Raw genomic sequence first — 17,099 nt, 5'->3', positions numbered from 1 at the left:
GATATGAACGGCACACGACGTGCGTTTCTCGGTACGGCCCTGGGTGTCGCCGCGACCGCCGGGCTCGGTACAGCCCCGGCGTCCGCCATGGAATCCGGGCGCAGCCGCCGCATCCCGCCGTCCGGGATCGGCATGCACCTGTACACCATGCGGACCCGTCTGGCGACGGACTTCCGGGGCACACTGGAGCGGCTGGCAGAGATCGGGTACGCGACGGTCGGGGTGAGCGGCCGGCACGGCAACAGCGCGGCCGACATCCGGCGGATGCTGGACGAGACACGGCTCAAGGCGGTCCTCGAACATGTCGCGTACGACATCGTGAAGGGCGCCGGGCTGCCGCAGGCACTGGAGGACATCCATACGCTGGGCGGCAAGTGGATCGTCGTACCCAGTCTGCCCGGATCGCTGCACAGTCCGGCCGGATACCGGGAGGCGGCCCGGGAGTTCAACAAGGCGGGACTGGCCGCCCGCGAGTCCGGACTGAAGCTGCTCTACCACAATCACGGCACGGACCATCAGGTGGTGGACGGGGTCAGCCTGTACGACATCCTGCTCGCCGAGACCGATCCGGAACTCGTCGGCTTCGAACTGGATCTGTACTGGGCGGCCAACGGTGGCGCCTCGGCACCGGGCGAGCTGTTCGTACGCCACCCCCGGCGCTTCCCGGCGCTGCATGTGAAGGACATGGCGCCGAACGGGGACTTCGCCGATGTCGGGTCGGGGGTGCTGGACTTCCCGGCGATGTTCGACACGGCGCGGCGGGGCGGGGTGAAGCAGTGGCTGGTGGAGCACGACTCACCGGCTGATCCGTTCGCCTCGGCGCTCACCAGCTATACGTATCTGTCGCGGCTGCGGTACTGAGCGGACCGGCGCGCAGCGGCCCCGGAGAGCGTTCCGCCTCCCCGGGGCCGCTGTGTGGCTCAGTGGGCGGCGAGCAGCTTCCCGTACCAGGCGAGGGTCGGGCGCGGCGGGTGCGGTGCTCGCCCGGGCGCAGCTGCACGGCTCGGCCGGTCTTGAGGCGGCCGGTCAGCTCGCGGCCATGGGGCGCACCGGCGCCACGCTGCCGGCCGTGCAGGCCGGGATGCCGACGGACGCGTCCGCGCCGGTGCGACGCCCGGGGCCGCACCGGCGTCACACCGTGCGGGCCCGGGCGCCCCCGCGTGGTGGCGGGGCGGACCGCCCCGATCAGTCGTGGGCGGACGCCGCGCCGAGCAGATCGCGGATGCGGGCCGCCGCATCCCGGAATTCCGGGCGGCCCAGCGTCTCGCCGTACTCGCGTTCCGCGTCCAGCCCCACCTCGATGATCTCGGTGATGGTGCCGGGCCGTGGGCTCATCACCACCACCCGGTCGGCCAGATAGACCGCTTCCGAGATCGAGTGGGTGACCAGCAGCACGGTGGTGCCGGTCTCCCGCCAGATGCGGTTCAGTTCCATGTTCATCTGCTCACGCGTGAGGGCGTCGAGCGCGCCGAACGGCTCGTCCATCAGCAGCACCGGCGGTTCGTGCAGCAACGCGCGGCACAGCGCGACGCGTTGCTGCATCCCGCCGGACAGCTCGTGCGGATACGCGTCCTCGAAGCCGCCGAGCCCGGTCATCCGAATCAGCTCGTCGGCCCGGTCGCGCGCCCTGGCCGCGGGCATCTTCCGGATCTCCGCCTGCAGCAGGATGTTGCGGCGCGCGGAACGCCACTCCAGGAGGGCGGCTCGCTGGAACACGTAACCGATGTCGTGCCGTGGGCCCTTGACCCGCTCGCCGCCGAGCCGGACCTCGCCCGAGGACGGCTTCAGCAGTCCGGCGACCAGCTTCAGCAGCGTCGACTTTCCGCATCCGGACGGTCCGACCAGGGCGACGAACTCGCCCGGCGCCACGTCGAGCGAGACCTCGCGCAGGGCGGTGACATCGCGGTTCTTGCCGCGGAACCGGACCGAGACGTCCGACACGCCGACGGCCGGGGTGACGGCGCGACGGTCGCTCGCACCGAGCGGGTCCCGGGGCTTCGCGTCCTGCTTCGGCATCGTCATCCCTTCAGCGCCGTCTTCGCGTCCCAGTACTCCGCCACGGACTTGGGCTTGCTGACCATGCCGGCCTCGGCGAAGACATCGATGGTCTGCTGCCAGTCCGCCTCGTCGTTGACCCCGGGCGCCTTGCCCTCGGTCGACGTGGTGTGCAGCAGCGTGAGCGTCGTCCTGAACTGCTCCGCCAGCACGGTCTTCGGCGGCAGCTGCTCCGACGCCCCGTCCATGGCCGCGACCGCAGGCTCGGGCGCCTTCGCCGCGGCGGCCCACGCCTCGCTGACCGCCTGCACCATGCGTCCTGCCAGCTCGGACCTGGAGGCGAGAAGCTTCTGCCCGGCGAGCAGACCGTTGGAGTAGAAGTTCAGCCCGTTCTCTGAGAAGCGCAGATACGAGACGGTTTTCTTGGCCTTCTCCTGCATGGTCGGGCCCTGGTCGCTGGCGTAGCCGAGCAGTCCGTCGGTCTTCCCGGAGATCACCGCGGCGATCTTGCCCGCCGGGTCGGTGTTCTGGACCTTCACCTCCGACGCGTCGATGTTGTTCTTCTTCAGGAAGATCGGGAACGTCTTGGAGAGCGCGTCGCCGGCCGTCCCGGCGATCGTCCTCCCCTTCAGATCGGCGGGTGACCCGATGCCCTTGGAGTCGAAGGACTGCACGGACGCGGGGGTGGTCTGCAGGAACACGCCGAGGCTCTTGACCTGCACCCCCTGGTCTACCGCGGCCAGCAGCGCCGGGGTGTCGGCCCAGCCGAAGTCGGTCTGCCCGGCGGCGGTCGCCTGCACCGTCTTCTGCGAGCCCTGGCCCGCCTGGATCGTCAGGTCGATGCCGTGCTTCTCGAAGATCTTCTGCTGCTTGCCGTAGTAGAACGGCGCGTGTTCGCCGTACGGATACCAGTTGAGCGTCAGCGTGACCTTGTCCAGCTTCTTGCCCGAGTCACTGGTGGAGGTCGACGGGTCGTTCCCGCCGCAGGCCGTGGCCAGCAGGACAAGAGGTACAACACCGATCAGGAGTCTGCGCGCGTGCATGGGCTGGCCCTTCTCGCAACGGGGTCCGTGACAGCAATCAATGGGTGGTGCTCGGTACGGGACGGGGTGGCGTTCAGTACGAGGTGGTGGCCGGCGCGTCGCGGCGGCTGGCGTGCCAGGGAAGCAGGAGCCGCTCGGCGATCTCGACGGCAACGAAGAGGACGACGCCGATCAGGGACATCACCAGCAGTCCGGCGAACAGCATCGGTGTGTCGAGGTTGCCGTTGGCCTGCAGGATCACATAGCCCAGCCCCTCGTTGGCGCCCACGAACTCGCCGACGACGGCGCCGGTGACGGCCAGGGTGACCGCGACCTTGAGACCGGAGAAGAGATGCGGAAGGGATGCCGGGAAACGGATCTTGAGGAAGGTCTGCCAGGGCTTCGCACCCATCGTCGCCGACAGCTGGAGCATCTCCGGGTCGACCGCTTTGAGTCCCGTGACCATGGAGATCACCACCGGGAAGAAGGCGATCAGGACGGCGATGAGGATCTTCGGCGCGATGCCGAAGCCGAGCCAGACCACGAACAGCGGCGCGATCGCGATCTTCGGTACGACCTGGGCGAACAGCAGAATGGGGTAGAGCGTGCGCTCGACGGTCGAGGAGTACACCATGACCACGGCCGCCAGCACGCCGACGGCCACGGCGATCACGAAGCCGAGCAGCGTCTCGTACGTGGTCACCCAACTGTGCTGCCAGAGATAACTCGTCTTGCCGGTGAGGACATCGAGCGTCGCACCGGGCGACGGCACGAGATACGGCTCCACCAACTCGGCTGCTGAGATCACCCACCAGACGACGAAGCAGACCAGCAGCAGGGCGACCGGGCGCCAGCTCTGCTCGGCCGCCCACGCCAGTCGCTCCCCCGCGGACGGCCCAGCCCTCCGGGCAACACCCGCCACTTCGGCGGGATTTCTGGTCAACGCGCTCTGGCTCACGGTTAACTCCATGCACTTCGGTGGTAGTTGTGGAGAGCTGTGCGATCCTGCGATGACGGAGAAGGCGCTTTCAGAAAGCGCTTTCTTGTAAGGTGCCGCCACGCTAATGACTGTCTGCACGCACGGTCAATAGGTCGTCCTGAAGTTTCGGGACCCTGCCGCCACCGCGCCTTTGGGGGTCGAGTTGAGTGAACGCGTGACCAGTGAACGGGCGACGCGGGACCGTCCGGGAGCGCGCCGTACCGTCGCGACCACGGCCCATGTGACGCTCGACGCCGTGGCCCGGGAGGCCGGCGTCTCACCGGCCACCGCTTCGCGGGCGCTCAACGGTACGGCCACGGTCCGCGACGACCTGCGACAGCGGGTGCACGCGGCGGCGGAACGGCTCGGCTACATCCCCAACGCACATGCACAGGCACTCGCCAGTGCCGCCAGCAACCGTACGGTGGGCGTCATCTGTCATGACGTCAGCGACCCGTACTTCGCCGCGATCTCCAGCGGTGTGATGCGGGCGGCTGCGGAACGAGGGCTGCTCGTCATGCTGGCCTCCACGTTCCGGGAGCCGGCGCGGGAGATCAGTTACGTCTCCATGCTGCGGGCTCAGCGCGCGCGGGCGATCCTGCTGATCGGCTCGGGCTTCCAGGACCGCGCATGGGAGCGGGCCATGGATACCGAGCTGGAGCCGTATGTCAGGGCGGGCGGGCGGGTGGCGGTCGTCAGTCGGCACCGCAGCCTGCGGGTGGACACCGTGCAGCCGGAGAACCGGGCGGGGGCGGCTGCACTGGCCCGGGCACTGGTGGGGCTGGGGCATCGGAGGTTCGCGGTTCTCAGCGGGCCGCCCGAGCTGACGACGGTCTCGGACCGGTTGGCAGGGTTCCGGGAGGGGCTTGCCGAGGCAGGCATCGGGCTCGACCATGTGATGGAGGGGGCGTTCACCCGTGACGGCGGGTACGAGGCGGCGCGGCGGCTGCTGCTCGCCACGGCGCAGGTGCCGTCCCGCGCCCGGCCGACGTGTGTCTTTGCGGTGACCGATGTGATGGCGGTCGGGGCGTTGGCGGCGCTGCGGGAGGCGGGGGCGCGGGTGCCGGAGGATGTGTCGCTGGCCGGGTTCGACGACATCCCGCTGGTACGGGAGTTGTCGCCGCCGCTCACGACAGTGGCGCTGCCCCTGACATCGATGGGCGAGAACGCGATCGCGCTGGCGCTGCGGGAGGTGGAGGTCGGGAGGCGGGCCCGAGTGGTGCGGGTGGAGGGTGAGGTGGTGTTGCGGGACAGTACGGGAGTGCCGGGGAGTGGGGTGCGGTGACCGGGGACGACCGGGGGCCGCTGCGTCCTCCAACACCGGACGGGCTTGATGATGCGGGGGCGACGGACGGGGCTGCACACCGCGCCCGGCGCGTCGTCCCTGATCTCCCCTATGCGGAGGTCCCGAGGATCTCCCGGATGACGTGCCGGGCGTTGGCTGAAATGATCGAATTGGTCGTTCGGTAGTACGGCAGCTGGATGACCGCCATGGACAGCGCCCAGCCCCGGCTGCGGGCCCAGGTCGCATCGTCCACATCCACCGCCTCGCGGTACACCCGCCGCGCCGAGGCGGGCAGCAGGTTCCAGGCCGGGATGAGGTCGGTGGCCGGTTCACCCATGCCCACGGTGCCGAAATCGATGACTGCCGAGACGCGGTCGCCGGCGAGCAGCAGATTGCTCGGCATGAGGTCGGAGTGGGTCCAGCAGGCCGGGCCCGTCCACGCTGGTGCCGCGAGCGCCTCCTCCCAGGCCGCGGTGATCTCGTCGGCGTCGAAGGGTTCGTCGGTGCGGCGCAGCGCCTCGGTCGCCGCCCGCATCTCCTGATCTTCGGCGATCAGCGGCTCGCCCCGGTGCGCGGGCGGGAAGCCGAGGAGATCGACCTTGCGGATGGCGACCGCGAACTCCGCGAGGTCACGGGCCACGAGCTCGGGCTCGGCCAGGTCACCCTCGACCGGATTGCGGCCCTCGATCCATCGGTGCACCGACCAGGCCAGGGCGTACCCCTCACCCGGGGCGCCGGTCGCCACCACATCCGGGATCGGCAGCGGCAGCAGCGGCGCCAGCCTGGGGAGCAGCCGTGCCTCCATCGCGATGGCTTCGGCGCCGCCGGGGCGCAGTGGCAGCCGGACGGTCAGGTCCTCGCCGAGCCGGTAGATCGCGTTGCACGTGCCTCCGGAGGCGAGCCGGGTGATCGGCAGGTCCGCCCACTGGGGGAACTGAGCGCGCAGCAGCCGCCGGACCAGGTCGGCGTCGGTCGCCGCTTCGTCCGCGTGCATCTTGCCCATGTACCCACCAAGTTTCTCGGTTCCGGCCGGACTGTCGCATAGTCAACCATCGCCCATACCTCATATCCGTCAGCCGCTCACCAGGGCCGACGTCATCTCAGCGCACTGTCTGACGCACGAATGTTCCTCCCCCTGTCAGTTACGAGAGGGCGGGAGTCGTCACAGTGCGTGCCTGTTTCCCGCCACTCGGGCGGGGGACAGTTGCCGATCAGGAGTCGTGCAGCCAGATGCGAAGGGTGCCCAGTGTGTCGAATCCGCTGGCCTGTGCGTGCGCGAGATCGTCCCCGTGTTCGTATCCGACGAGGGGAAGGCCGGGGAAATGGGTGGCGACTGCGGCGATCGCTGATGCCCAGATGGCCTCGACGTCGCTGCTGTTGACGGCGAAGAGGTTGGAGAGGCCGATCAGCCCCGTGCTGCGATTCAGGATGGCACCGCCGGAAAGGCCTTCGCCGTCGTGGACGGCGAGCACCATCACGGACGGGTCGTCCAGTAGCGATGGTCGGAAGACGTCCGGGGTTCCGTCACCGCCGTGCCAAGCGGCCTGCCAGTCGCGAAGCTGGGCTGCCGTGGAGACCCGTTCGGTGCGCAGGGCCGGCGTTGCTGGTGCCGAGAGTTCCGCTGGGCGGTGGATCCACTGGGCATGGAAGAGCTCGACGAAGCCGCTGGAGGTGAGGTCGAGCGTGGCGAAACTGTCCTTGATCGAGCACCCGGGGGACGCGGTGTCGATCTCAGCAAGGAAGTCGGCCGGCACCGCGTCGTGGTGCAGAGTGACGGCGTCGGGGTAGTACGGCGGAGTGCGGCGGGAACTCCACCAGGCCGTCTTGCCGAAGGTCCCCGGAATGCCGTGGGACCGGCAGACCGAAGCACACCAGTCGGCATTGTTTCGAGCTGCGGCGGCCTGGATGGAGGTCATCTCGATTGAGGTCACCCGGGACAGGGTGACACTTCTGAGGCCCGATCGCACGTCAGTTTCCCACTTGGCTTGCTCGGTTGTCGTCAGTGGCCTCGGGGGCGTATCGGCTCCAGGGAGTTCCGGCTTCGGTGGCGATGCGGGTGGTGCTCTTGTCGTGGCAGCCGGTGCTTGAGTGATGGCGGAGGGACCGGGGCTTGGAGGACGAGTTCGCGGATGGCCGGGGTGTGGCCTTTCCTGGCCGGGATTCCGAGGCGCCGTAGCGCGTCGCACAGGGTGCCGAGGCTCAAGGGCCGGTTTGCGCGGCGTCCGGGGCCGAGCCATGCGGAATCATCAGCGCCTACCGCTGTTTTCCGTTCCGATACTTCCCCGGGCCCTGTCCTCCCGTCGGTGGATGTGGCCGATGAGTTCCTGCGCCAGGGACTTGATCGTGTCGAGACCGGCCCGACCCCAGGGGCGGGGCACGGTGTCGACGGCGCAGACCGCCCCCAGCGCGATGCCCGTACGGTCGATGAGCGGAGCCCCGAGATAGGAACGGATGCCTATGTCGTCGACGACCGGATTGCCGGCGAATCTCGGGTAGTCGCAGACGTCGTCCAGGACGAGCGCCTTCCGCCGTGCGACGACGTGCGGGCAGTAGCCGTGATCGAGGGCCACATATCGCCCGCCAGGGCCACTGCCCGCGGCCATGGCGCCCAGGTCGGAACCGGTGTGCGTACCGGCCGGCGTGTGCAGTCCGGCGAAGAACTGCCGGTTCCCGTCGATGAAGTTGACCATCGAGAAAGGAACATCGGTCATTTCGGCCACCTTGTCCGCGAACGCGTCGAAACTGTCGAACGATCCGCCGGCCCGTCCCCCGAGTCCGAGCGTCCGCAGCCGCTGGGCTCGGACGGGGGCATCGCGGTCGACGGGGGTCAGCAGCAGCCGGCCATGGGTGCGTCCGTTCACGGGTGGGCTCCGAAGGTGGAGAGCGGGGCAGGGTCGGAGGTGGCGTTGATCAGATGCTGGACCAGTGTGATCAGCGCTCCGGTGCCTGAGTTCGCGATCCTGGCGTCGCAGAGGACGACCGGTACCTCGGGCGGAAGGTCGAGCGCGGCCCGTACCTCGTCGGGGCCGTAGCGGTAGGCGCCGTCGAACTCGTTGATCGCGACGATGAATCCGATGCCTCGCCGCTCGAAGAAGTCGACCGCCGGGAAGCACTCCTCGAGCCGCCGGGTGTCGGCGAGCACGACCGCTCCCAGCGCGCCCTGGGAGAGCTCGTCCCACATGAACCAGAAGCGCTCCTGGCCCGGGGTGCCGAACAGATAGAGCACGTGCTGCTCGTCGAGGGTGATGCGGCCGAAGTCCATGGCGACCGTCGTGGCGGTCTTCGACTCGATACCCTTCAGGCTGTCGGTCGCCACGCTGACCTGGGTCAGCAGCTCCTCCGTGCTCAGCGGTGCGATCTCGCTGACGGCGCCCACGAACGTCGTCTTGCCGACGCCGAAGCCGCCCGCCACCAGCACCTTGAGCGCGACGGGGAAGCACTCGGGGCCCCCGGGGACGTCCCCTCCGCCCGAGGTGCCGAAGCCGTCAGAGCTGTCGTCGTAAGCCATCGAGCACTGCCTCCAGCAGAGATCGGTCGGTGGGCATGTCATGGAAGGCGGGCGGATGCGCGGTGACTGCGCCGCAGTCGACCAGATCGGAGACGAGCACCTTGGTGACGACTGCGGGCAGCCGCAGATGCGCGGCGATCTCGGCCACCGAAGTGGGTCCGCCGCACAGCCCGAGCGCTACGGAGTGCTCGGGGCCGAGATGCGTCTGCGGATCGGTGCCGGTGGCCCTCACCAGGGAGAGCAGATCGAGCACGGCGGTCGGACGGGTACGGCCGTTGCTCACGGTGTACGGACGGATGAGCCGGCCCGCGGCGTCGTCGAGCAACGGCCCGTCCTGCGTGGCCGGCACTCTCACAGCCCCGTGGTGCTCGGTGCCCCGGCCGCTTGTCTGGCCGGGGTCGTCAGATACGGTCGGACGCTCTTGACCAGCATCGTCATCTCGTAGCCGAGCACTGCGGCATCTGCCTCGCGTCCGGCGAGGACAGCGAGACAGGTGCCGGAACCGGCGGTGGAGACGAAGAGCAGGGTCGAGTCGAGCTCCACCACCACCTGCCGGACCTCCCCGTTGTCCCCGAAGCGCGCCCCGGCGCTGCGGCCGAGGGAGTACAGACCGGCGGCCAGCGCCGCCATGTGGTCGGCGCTGTCCGCGTCCATGCCGTGGAGGGACTTCACCAGCCCGTCGGCGGAGAGCAGGACCGCGCTGCGCGTGTACGGCACACGCTGTACCAGCCCGCTCAGCAGCCAGTCGAGGTCGGCGACCTGGCCGGACGGCATATCGGTCGTCATGGTGCATCTACTCCTTCAAGGTATTCGTTTCGAGGGGGTCCGGTTCGGGAGGGAGCGGGGAGGTGGTCGCGGTGCCTCCGCGGACGGGCAGCGGTTCGAGGGACGGCCGGGCCGGCGGCCCGGACGCGTCGAGGGCGCCGACCGGGTGCTGTGCGGTATCGGCGTCCGCTTCGCTCCGGGCGTCGGCGAGCTCGATGCCCCGCCGGAATGACGCCATCAGCCCCGGGTCGTGCACAGGGGGTTCTTCGTCCTCGGCACGGGGGGCGGGGGCTTCGCGCAGCTGCGGGACCAGGTGTTCCTGGTGGGCGCGCCTGGGGAGTTGGGGCCGGCCCATGGTGCCGCGCACGGTTCCGGGCTCTGGCTGGAGGGCCGGAAGTGCGTCGTCCGGGCGCTGGATGCCAGGTCGGGCGTCGGCGGGGGTGGGCCGGGTGACACGCTCGGCGCGCAACGGCAGTGGTGGCCCCTCACCCTGCCTTCGCGGCTGCTGGGACGTTTGGTGGAGGCGGAGCGGCTGACTGGGCACCGGGGCCTGCCAGTTCGGGGCCGGGCTCAGTTTCCGCTGGTGCGCGGTGGCGTCCTGGGCGGGCGGGCGGTGTACGGGCCCGGGCGGCGGGACCGGGACGGCGTCAGCCGTGGTGGGTGCCTCGGTGTCGGCGCCGAGCAGGGACTGCGGGAGTACCAGTACGGCCTGGGTGCCACCGTAGATGTTGCTCTGCAGCCGGACCGCGATGCCATGCCTGCGGGCCAGCGATGCGACGACGAAGAGCCCGATCCGGCCGTCCTGGAGCAGATGGGCGACGTTCACCAGGTCGGGGTCGGCGAGCAGGGCGTTCATCCGCTTCTGCTCGTTGCCCGGCATGCCGAGCCCCCGGTCCTCGACCTCCAGGGCCAGTCCGGCGGTGACGTGCTGGGCTCGCAGCAGCACCTGGGTGTGCGGGGCGGAGAACACGGTGGCGTTCTCGACGAGTTCGGCCAGCAGATGGATCACATCAGCCACGGCGTGACCGCGCAGGGTGCCGTCGATCGGCGGCACCAGTTTGACCCGCGGATACTGCTCGACCTCGGCGATCGCGGAGCGCAGCACCTCGGTCATGGTGACCGGGTTGCTCCACTGGCGCCGGGAGACGGCCCCGCCGAGGACGGCGAGGTTCTCGGCGTGCCTGCGGATGCGGGTGGCGAGGTGATCGACCTGGAAGAGGCCCTTGAGGAGATCGGGGTCCTCGACCTCGTGCTCCAGCTCGTCGAGCAGCTGGATCTCCCGGTGGACGAGGGACTGGAGGCGGCGGGCGAGATTGACGAAGACCTCGACCCGCTGTTCCTCGCCGGAGTTGTTGCTGAGCTGTGCTGCCTGGACGACGGCGGCGATGGCCCCTTCGTGCGACCGGCCCATTTCCTGTGCGAGCAGGTCGAAGGCGTCACTGCCGGGGGCGACGGGCCGCGGGGGGCGCCGCGCGGGCGCCGGTTCTCCATTGCGGAGCTTCTCCACCAGCCGCTGCAGGTCGGCCTGGCCCTGGGCACTGGCACGGCGCAGGGCCAGGCAGCGGCCGAGGACGGTGGTCGTGACCCGGTTGGCGCCGAGGAATGCCGCGACCACGGCGGCGACGGCCAGCGCCCCGGATCCGCCCAGCGCGGTCCAGAGTTGGGTGGTCGGGCGGGCACCTGTGGAACGGATGGTGAAGATGACGGCTGCGGCACCGCTCAGCACCACGGCGATGGCCGGGAGCAGGGCGGTTCGCAGGATCTGGGGGCGCAGGCGGGCGTCAGGAGATGGCTGTGCGGGGCGCGGCCTGGCCGCGGCCGAGTGGGCATGGGCGCCCGGCCGGCCGTGCCGCGCGCCCTCTCGGCGTTCCGGTCGCGCTTCAGGTGCGCGAAGTTGAGACATCAGCGTCCTCGGTACAGGGGGCACCAGGAATCGGCGTTCGTGCGGTGGCACCTACGGTGGTCGGTCAGGCTCGGGTCAGCGCTCGGCCATGCTCGAACGATATGAGCCCAGCGTTGATCACCGGCCACACACAGTAGTCGCCAATCGAGCTCCCGCGACGGGCAGTTGTCAAACTTGCCCGCCATCCGTCCCGCTCTGGTATGAGCTCTCGCACAAGAGACCGATAACACCGCATTGATATGGGTAACCCGGCAGCCGGACCGCCGGGCGGGTTCGTAGCGCTCAGTGAGACGGAACGACAGGTCCAGTTCGGTGGTCCGCGTGGGCAGGTCGAGGCGGGTGGTGCGCAAGCCCAGGAGTTCCCAGGGGCCCCACGGTTCGGCGACCCGTGTCCCGCCCCCAACCGACGTCCAGCACCAGGCGTTGACACTGCTCCCTCTCCGCCATCGGTCAGCCCGCCGCACGGCGCGTACCACATGAATCCGGCACAGGCGACAGGGCGCCACGATGCGCAACGGCCACCGGCCCGACGCCTGACACGCAATCTTTACCACCCCCTCAAGTACTGCCATGCTGACCGGGTTTGAGAAATCGAAGGAGGTTCCTTGTCTCGCATATCAACTCTGGCGGCGGCACTCACCAGCGCTTTCGCCCTCATTTCCGGCAGCGCCGTCACAGCGTCGGCCGCGCCCGCGATGCCCGCCGGAGCAACGGCCCCCGCGACCGCCCCGGCCACCGCCGGGCAGCAGGTCGACCCGGTGGTCTGGACGCCCTGCAACCCGGACCCGTCCAAGCCCGATCCCAAGATCTACGACTGTGCCGTGTACCCGGTGCCACTGGACTATGCGAACCCGTCAGGCGAGAAGATCGGTATCGCCATGATGCGGCGGCGCGCCGGCGACCCTGCCAAGCGCATCGGTTCGCTCTTCCTCAACCCCGGCGGCCCGGGCGGCAGTGGTTACCTGTGGGCCACCACGACCCGGTTCGAGCCCCGCGTACAGGAGCACTTCGACCTGATCGGCTTCGATCCCCGCGGCGTGGCCCGGAGCAACCCGCTACGGTGCTTCAAGACCGACGAAGAGGCCGACGCGGTCTTCGGCCGAATGACCGGTGTGCCTGTCACGCCGGCCGAGGTGGACGGCACGCTCGCGGCCACCAAGGACTACACCGACGCGTGCGCCCGTAACGCGGGTGCGCTCATCCAGCACATGTCCACCATGAACGTGGTGCGCGACCTCGACCGCATGCGTCAAGCCGTCGGTGACGCCCAGCTCAACTTCGCCGGGTTCTCCTACGGCACGTTGATCGGCGCCACCTACGCCAACATGTACCCGGACAAGGTGCGCGCCCTCATCATCGACGGCAACGTCGACCCGCAGCTGCGCCTGCACAACGGCCTGGAGTACGACCGGCAGCGCGCCGCAGGCGGCTTCGAACTCTCCCTGGACGAGTTCCTCAAGCGCTGCAAGGCCGCCGGTGCGCCGCGCTGTGCGTTCGCCGAGGGCGACACTCGCGCCAAGTTCGACGCGATCCGCGACCACCTTCGCACCAGCCCGGTGACCCTGCCGAGCGGTTCGCAGGTCACCCTGAGCAGCTTCACCAGTCAGGTCGCCGACGCCCTGTACGCGCAGACCCGACTGGCACCGCTGGCCCGCTCGTTGCAGGCACTGCACGAGGCGATCAACCCGCAGCAGGGCTTCGGCGCGGGGGCATGGACGGTATCCACGGACGAGGCGGACCGGCTGGCCAAGGTTGTCCCGGCGGCGCTGCGTGAGGCCCCCGCCGACTCCCCGTACACCGCCGACGACTCCTACTACGGCGTCAACTGCCAGGACAAGCCGTACCCGACGAACCCCAAGGTGTTTGCGAACCTGGCCCGCCCCTGGGAGCATGACGCCCCCACCTTCGGCCGGTACCAGGCCTACGACGCGCCCGCATGCGCGACCTGGCCGTCGCCCGCACGTGCCGCTGAGCAGTACCCCGGCCCGTGGAACAAGCAGACCGCCAACCCGGTCATGGTCATCGGCAACACCTTCGACCCGGCCACCCAGTACAAGTTCTCCCAGAACATGCAGCGGGAGCTCGGCAACGCCGTGCTGGTCACGGTCGACGTGATCGAGCACTGCGCGGTCGGCCGGAGCAAGGCGCTCAACGGGCTGGTGACCTCCTACCTGGTGGACCAGGTCACGCCGAAGCCCAGCCAGGTCCTCAAGCCGGACCTCGACCCGTTCCCGGTGCCGAGCGCCTGACATATCGTCTGAGAACGGGAAGCACGTACACCACCGCGGGCGCGATGACGGCCGAACCGCCGGTCAGCGCGCCCGCGGCCCTCCTCCGCCGAGCGCAGCTACTGCTTCTGGAACCCGTACGACTGCTCCAAGGCACGTGACCAGGCGGAGGTCGCTCTCAAGTACGCCAAGGAGCTCTACCCCGACGAGACCCTCTTCCAGGGCACCGGAGATGCCTTCCGGCACTGCTACTGGAACGCTCTGATGGAGGTCTTCGTCGACCACGAGACGGCGTACGAGGTGGCGACCCGCCACGAATCCCAGTCCCGGGGCGTCGACAAGGAGATGGACCTAACGAACAACAAGAAGGGGCGCGAAATCGGCCGCTACTACAAGGCCCGCTACTCCAAGGCCGAGGCGTACAAGAAAACCCGGAGTTGGTGCAAGAGCCATGTCTCAACGGGCAAGCTCTGGATCATCAAGAACGGTCGTCTGGTAAGGAGCAACGCGTGATGACCGTGTTCCACCGCCGAGTCGTGCCGGTGCTGCTGCTCGGCCAGGTCGCGTACGTCGCCCTGCTGGAGCTGGCGTTCACTTTGGTGCCCGACACGGCGGAGATCGACCACACCGATCCCAGCACCTCCTCCGCCGTGCTGTACGCGCTGCTGGTCGCTGTGGCCCTCCTGGCCATGATCGGCGGAGCCGCCCTGCTGGGCTCGGCACGGGCCAGGGAGAGGACACCTCGTGCGCTGCACGTGGGCTGGCTCTCCCTGCTCGGACTCGGTGAGCTGGCCATCGCCGTGATGTTCCTGAGAACGGTCGCCACCGGGGCCTCGGGCCCGGACGCACTGATCGGCGTGCTGGCAAGCGTGGCGAGCTGCGCAGTCGCATGGTCGTGTCTGACCGAAACGGGCGCGGTGCTGCGACGCACTCCCGCCTGAGCCGGGTCGGGCGGAGGCCTGCACAGGCTCCGCCCGACCTGCTTGCTCCCAGAGGGCGGCGAAGTCGGCGTGGGCCTGCTCGACGGCTTCGGGAGCCGACGCTCTCTCAGCCGCAGCCGCTCGGCAGGCGCCCAGCCTCGAACCGCAGGGTCTTGCGCTCGCTGAGGGCGGCTTTCATAGGTGAGTTGAAGGCCGGCCACCACCACCTCTGAGTCGACCGGGTCCCGGATCGGCAGACGCGGGCCGGTGGTACCGGCCCGCGTCGGGTCAGCGCACGGTGACGGGCTTTGTGGTGGCCGTGCCGTTGGTCCAGCCGTTGCGGTGGGCAGTGATCTTGACCGTGATCTTCTGGCCACGGTCGGCCTTCACCGGGACGTAGGTGGACTTGGTCGCGCCGCTGATGGACTTGCCGTTGCGCTTCCACTGGTACGCGTAGGAAGTGGCGGACGGCGACCAAGTACCGCGGGCAGCCGTCAGCTTGTAGCCGACCTTGGCGGAGCCGGAGATCGACGGCGCGGTGGTGGCCTTCAGGGCGGGGCCGACCGCGACCTTCAGCGCAGGTGAGGTGGAAGCGACGGAGCCCGCGCCGTTGCTGACCGTGACCCGGCAGGACACCTTGTGGGCGTAGTCGGCAGAGGTGAGGGCGCGGGTCTTGGCGGTGGCGCCGGAGATGACCGCGCCGTCGCGCAGCCAGGACCAGGTGGCCTTGGTGTTGGTGCCGTTCCAGGCGGCGGAGCAGGTGAGGGTGGAGCCGGTTCGGGCCGTTCCGCTCATCGCAGCGTTGGTGGTGATCTGTGGCTTGATCAGCAGGGTCTGCGACTGGGACCACACCTGGGAGGTGTAGCCGCCGCTGCCGGTGTACTCGGCCTTGCGCCACAGCACCGTGGCCCGGCCGTCCGGTCCGGCAGCCACCTCGCCCGCGAGGGCGTCGGTGTTGGAGACGGCGGCAACGGGCGTGCTGTTCAGAGAGGTGGCCTTGCTCCAGGTGCCGTCGGCGCGCACCGCCCACTCAAGGTAGTTGTCGTCGCCGTTGTCGATGCTCGGCACCTGCGGCCACACGACCTGCACGGTTCCGTCAGCGCCGATGGAGGCGTCCACCTGCCAGTTGACGTAGCCGGTGGACAGCGTCTTCGGCGCGGACCACGTCCCGGTGCTCGCGGTGCGGGTCACGGTCTGCACAACGGGGGTACCGGCGGTGCGGCTCCAGCCCGTCCACACGTAGGTGACGTCACCGTTGGGCGCGGCCAGCGGTTCGCTTCCGTCGCTGTAGTTGATGGCGGAAACGGCGGTCTGAGCGGCACCCCAGCTGCCCGAAGGAGCGGTACGGGTGGCGGATTTGAGGTCGTCGGCGCCGTTGCGCCACAGCACGGTGGTGGCGTTCTTGGCGTCCATCGCCACCTGTACGTTGCTGGACGTGGCGTCGGTGCCGGGCAGCACGGAGGCGCTGCTCCAACTGGGCTGGGCCGAGGTGCGGGTGGCAGTGGAGACCGCGTGCTCGTCGGTGAAACGGTTGAGTTCGTCCCAGACCGCGGTGGCGGCGCCGCCGGGGGCCACCGCGAGGTCGATGCTCCAGATGGATCCGGTAGTGGTGGAGCCCAGCGTCCGGGGTGCGGACCACGCCCGGTCGCCGGGGGCAAGGGCGGCGGTCCTCACATCGTAGTTCCGGTACCCGTCGCCCTGGTCCCATACGGCGGTGAAGGTGCCGTCGGCCGCCGCGGCCAGGCGGGGCGTGGACATGTCCAGGCCGTCCCAGGCGGCGAGCGTGGCCGGGGCGGACCAGGCTGCTGTGGCCGGGTTCCAGCCGGCGGCCAGGGCGACCAGCGAACCGTCTGCACCACTGCCGTCCAGCCAGGTCACCACGGCCCGCCCGCTGGCGCTCACGGCAAGGACGGCCGCGGAATTCTTATCACGCCCGGTCGCCAGGGTGTGCGGCGCACTCCACGTCGCGCTGCCGGAAGGCCGGACGGCGGTCCGGAAGTCCCAACCGGTGGCCCCGGCGGCCTTGTCCCGCCACAGCGCGAACGCGGCGCCGTCACCGGCCACCTGGACATCGATGAGAGTTTGCTGGCCGTCCGCTCCGGTCAGGGCGACGGCTGTGCTCCACGGCCCCGCCGACGCGGTGTACCCGGCGGCGGCCGAGGGAAGGGCGGTGCCCAACGAGACCGCGGCCACGGTGGTGGCGAGCGCCACGGCGGCAGTCTTCGGTCTGCGTATCTTCAGTGCCATGACGGCTCCTGTCTCAGGCGAGCGCGTCTTGCGCCCGGCATGCTCGCGCACATCGGAGCGAGCGGGCGCAGCACCGGCGGAAGGCACATGGCGTAGATGCCCTCATGCGGATCACGACGCCGCCGCTCCCGCGCCGTGGCCATGATGACAGGACGGAGTAACGGACCATGATGCCAGGTGCTGGCAATCCTGTACGGACCACGATGCCGGGTTTGATAGTGGTGGGCTCGCGTATTCAACTGTCACC

General features: G+C 69.6%; 16 protein-coding genes. 5 read left to right on the top strand and 11 right to left on the bottom strand.

Translation table 11 applies throughout. The annotated features are described in order from the left end of the window. Positions 1–3 precede the first annotated feature (3 nt). The gene (locus tag AB0915_RS09375; RefSeq protein ID WP_366690500.1) at positions 4–861 is read left to right on the top strand and encodes a sugar phosphate isomerase/epimerase; all 858 of its coding nucleotides are present in this window, start codon (positions 4–6) and stop codon (positions 859–861) included. 324 nt (positions 862–1,185) lie between these two features. On the opposite strand, the gene AB0915_RS09370 is transcribed toward AB0915_RS09375, so the two are convergent. The 3 genes from AB0915_RS09370 to AB0915_RS09360 form a co-directional block, all read right to left on the bottom strand. Beyond that, the gene (locus AB0915_RS09370; protein ID WP_366690499.1) at positions 1,186–2,022 is read right to left on the bottom strand and encodes an ABC transporter ATP-binding protein; all 837 of its coding nucleotides are present in this window, start codon (positions 2,020–2,022) and stop codon (positions 1,186–1,188) included. Beyond that, a complete protein-coding gene (locus tag AB0915_RS09365) occupies positions 2,019–3,038 on the bottom strand; it encodes an ABC transporter substrate-binding protein (protein WP_366690498.1) in 1,020 nt (339 codons plus the stop codon). Before AB0915_RS09365 ends, AB0915_RS09370 begins: the two co-directional genes overlap by 4 nt. 73 nt (positions 3,039–3,111) lie before the next feature. Then, positions 3,112–3,975, bottom strand: coding sequence for an ABC transporter permease (locus AB0915_RS09360; RefSeq protein ID WP_366690497.1), 864 nt, complete (start codon positions 3,973–3,975; stop codon positions 3,112–3,114). A gap of 262 nt (positions 3,976–4,237) precedes the next feature. Between AB0915_RS09360 and AB0915_RS09355 the strand changes: the two genes are divergently transcribed. Beyond that, positions 4,238–5,281 (top strand): LacI family DNA-binding transcriptional regulator, encoded by a 1,044-nt coding sequence (locus AB0915_RS09355; RefSeq protein WP_366690534.1) that lies wholly within the window; start codon positions 4,238–4,240, stop codon positions 5,279–5,281. A gap of 109 nt (positions 5,282–5,390) precedes the next feature. Here AB0915_RS09355 and AB0915_RS09350 read toward each other — a convergent pair whose 3' ends face one another. The 7 genes from AB0915_RS09350 to AB0915_RS09320 form a co-directional block, all read right to left on the bottom strand. Further along, entirely contained in the window at positions 5,391–6,275 is an 885-nt protein-coding gene (locus AB0915_RS09350) for an aminoglycoside phosphotransferase family protein (protein ID WP_366690533.1), read from the bottom strand. 217 nt (positions 6,276–6,492) lie between these two features. Next, positions 6,493–7,212: a hypothetical protein gene (locus AB0915_RS09345; RefSeq protein WP_366690496.1), complete on the bottom strand. Its 720-nt coding sequence runs from the start codon at positions 7,210–7,212 to the stop codon at positions 6,493–6,495. A 315-nt stretch (positions 7,213–7,527) separates the two neighbouring features. Continuing rightward, the gene (locus AB0915_RS09340) at positions 7,528–8,142 is read right to left on the bottom strand and encodes a GAF domain-containing protein (protein WP_366690495.1); all 615 of its coding nucleotides are present in this window, start codon (positions 8,140–8,142) and stop codon (positions 7,528–7,530) included. Then, a complete protein-coding gene (locus AB0915_RS09335) occupies positions 8,139–8,789 on the bottom strand; it encodes an ATP/GTP-binding protein (RefSeq protein ID WP_366690494.1) in 651 nt (216 codons plus the stop codon). Before AB0915_RS09335 ends, AB0915_RS09340 begins: the two co-directional genes overlap by 4 nt. After that, complete coding sequence (locus AB0915_RS09330) at positions 8,767–9,138, bottom strand: DUF742 domain-containing protein (RefSeq protein ID WP_366690493.1); 372 nt, start codon at positions 9,136–9,138, stop codon at positions 8,767–8,769. Before AB0915_RS09330 ends, AB0915_RS09335 begins: the two co-directional genes overlap by 23 nt. Before the next feature lie 2 nt (positions 9,139–9,140). Continuing rightward, a complete protein-coding gene (locus tag AB0915_RS09325; protein WP_366137160.1) occupies positions 9,141–9,575 on the bottom strand; it encodes a roadblock/LC7 domain-containing protein in 435 nt (144 codons plus the stop codon). A gap of 7 nt (positions 9,576–9,582) precedes the next feature. After that, positions 9,583–11,457, bottom strand: coding sequence for an ATP-binding protein (locus AB0915_RS09320; RefSeq protein ID WP_366690492.1), 1,875 nt, complete (start codon positions 11,455–11,457; stop codon positions 9,583–9,585). 605 nt (positions 11,458–12,062) lie between these two features. On the opposite strand from AB0915_RS09320, the gene AB0915_RS09315 reads away from it, so the two are divergent. From AB0915_RS09315 to AB0915_RS09305, 3 genes are all read left to right on the top strand, one after another. Further along, the gene (locus AB0915_RS09315) at positions 12,063–13,706 is read left to right on the top strand and encodes an alpha/beta hydrolase (protein ID WP_366690491.1); all 1,644 of its coding nucleotides are present in this window, start codon (positions 12,063–12,065) and stop codon (positions 13,704–13,706) included. Positions 13,707–13,949: 243 nt separating this feature from the next. Then, complete coding sequence (locus AB0915_RS09310; protein ID WP_366690490.1) at positions 13,950–14,198, top strand: hypothetical protein; 249 nt, start codon at positions 13,950–13,952, stop codon at positions 14,196–14,198. Beyond that, positions 14,198–14,626 carry a hypothetical protein gene (locus AB0915_RS09305; RefSeq protein ID WP_366690489.1) on the top strand — a complete coding sequence of 143 codons (429 nt, stop codon included), beginning with the start codon at positions 14,198–14,200 and terminating at the stop codon, positions 14,624–14,626. Before AB0915_RS09310 ends, AB0915_RS09305 begins: the two co-directional genes overlap by 1 nt. Before the next feature lie 267 nt (positions 14,627–14,893). Here AB0915_RS09305 and AB0915_RS09300 read toward each other — a convergent pair whose 3' ends face one another. Next, positions 14,894–16,852 (bottom strand): hypothetical protein, encoded by a 1,959-nt coding sequence (locus tag AB0915_RS09300; RefSeq protein ID WP_366690488.1) that lies wholly within the window; start codon positions 16,850–16,852, stop codon positions 14,894–14,896. Between the last annotated feature and the right edge of the window lie 247 nt (positions 16,853–17,099).

The sequence above is a fragment of the Streptomyces sp. NPDC048411 genome, assembly GCF_040704695.1.
Lineage (GTDB): Bacteria > Actinomycetota > Actinomycetes > Streptomycetales > Streptomycetaceae > Streptomyces.
The sequence above is the reverse complement of the archived record's forward strand: the minus strand, read 5'-3'. Positions and strand labels throughout refer to the sequence as shown.

Excerpts from the sequence above, each read along its gene's own strand:
- AB0915_RS09350 (WP_366690533.1), bottom strand. The coding sequence starts at position 6,275 with ATGCACGCGGACGAAGCGGCGACCGACGCCGACCTGGTCCGGCGGCTG.
- AB0915_RS09305 (WP_366690489.1), top strand. The coding sequence starts at position 14,198 with ATGACCGTGTTCCACCGCCGAGTCGTGCCGGTGCTGCTGCTCGGCCAG.
- AB0915_RS09320 (WP_366690492.1), bottom strand. The coding sequence starts at position 11,457 with ATGTCTCAACTTCGCGCACCTGAAGCGCGACCGGAACGCCGAGAGGGC.
- AB0915_RS09365 (WP_366690498.1), bottom strand. The coding sequence starts at position 3,038 with ATGCACGCGCGCAGACTCCTGATCGGTGTTGTACCTCTTGTCCTGCTG.
- AB0915_RS09370 (WP_366690499.1), bottom strand. The coding sequence starts at position 2,022 with ATGACGATGCCGAAGCAGGACGCGAAGCCCCGGGACCCGCTCGGTGCG.
- AB0915_RS09375 (WP_366690500.1), top strand. The coding sequence starts at position 4 with ATGAACGGCACACGACGTGCGTTTCTCGGTACGGCCCTGGGTGTCGCC.
- AB0915_RS09300 (WP_366690488.1), bottom strand. The coding sequence starts at position 16,852 with ATGGCACTGAAGATACGCAGACCGAAGACTGCCGCCGTGGCGCTCGCC.
- AB0915_RS09325 (WP_366137160.1), bottom strand. The coding sequence starts at position 9,575 with ATGACGACCGATATGCCGTCCGGCCAGGTCGCCGACCTCGACTGGCTG.
- AB0915_RS09335 (WP_366690494.1), bottom strand. The coding sequence starts at position 8,789 with ATGGCTTACGACGACAGCTCTGACGGCTTCGGCACCTCGGGCGGAGGG.
- AB0915_RS09310 (WP_366690490.1), top strand. The coding sequence starts at position 13,950 with ATGGAGGTCTTCGTCGACCACGAGACGGCGTACGAGGTGGCGACCCGC.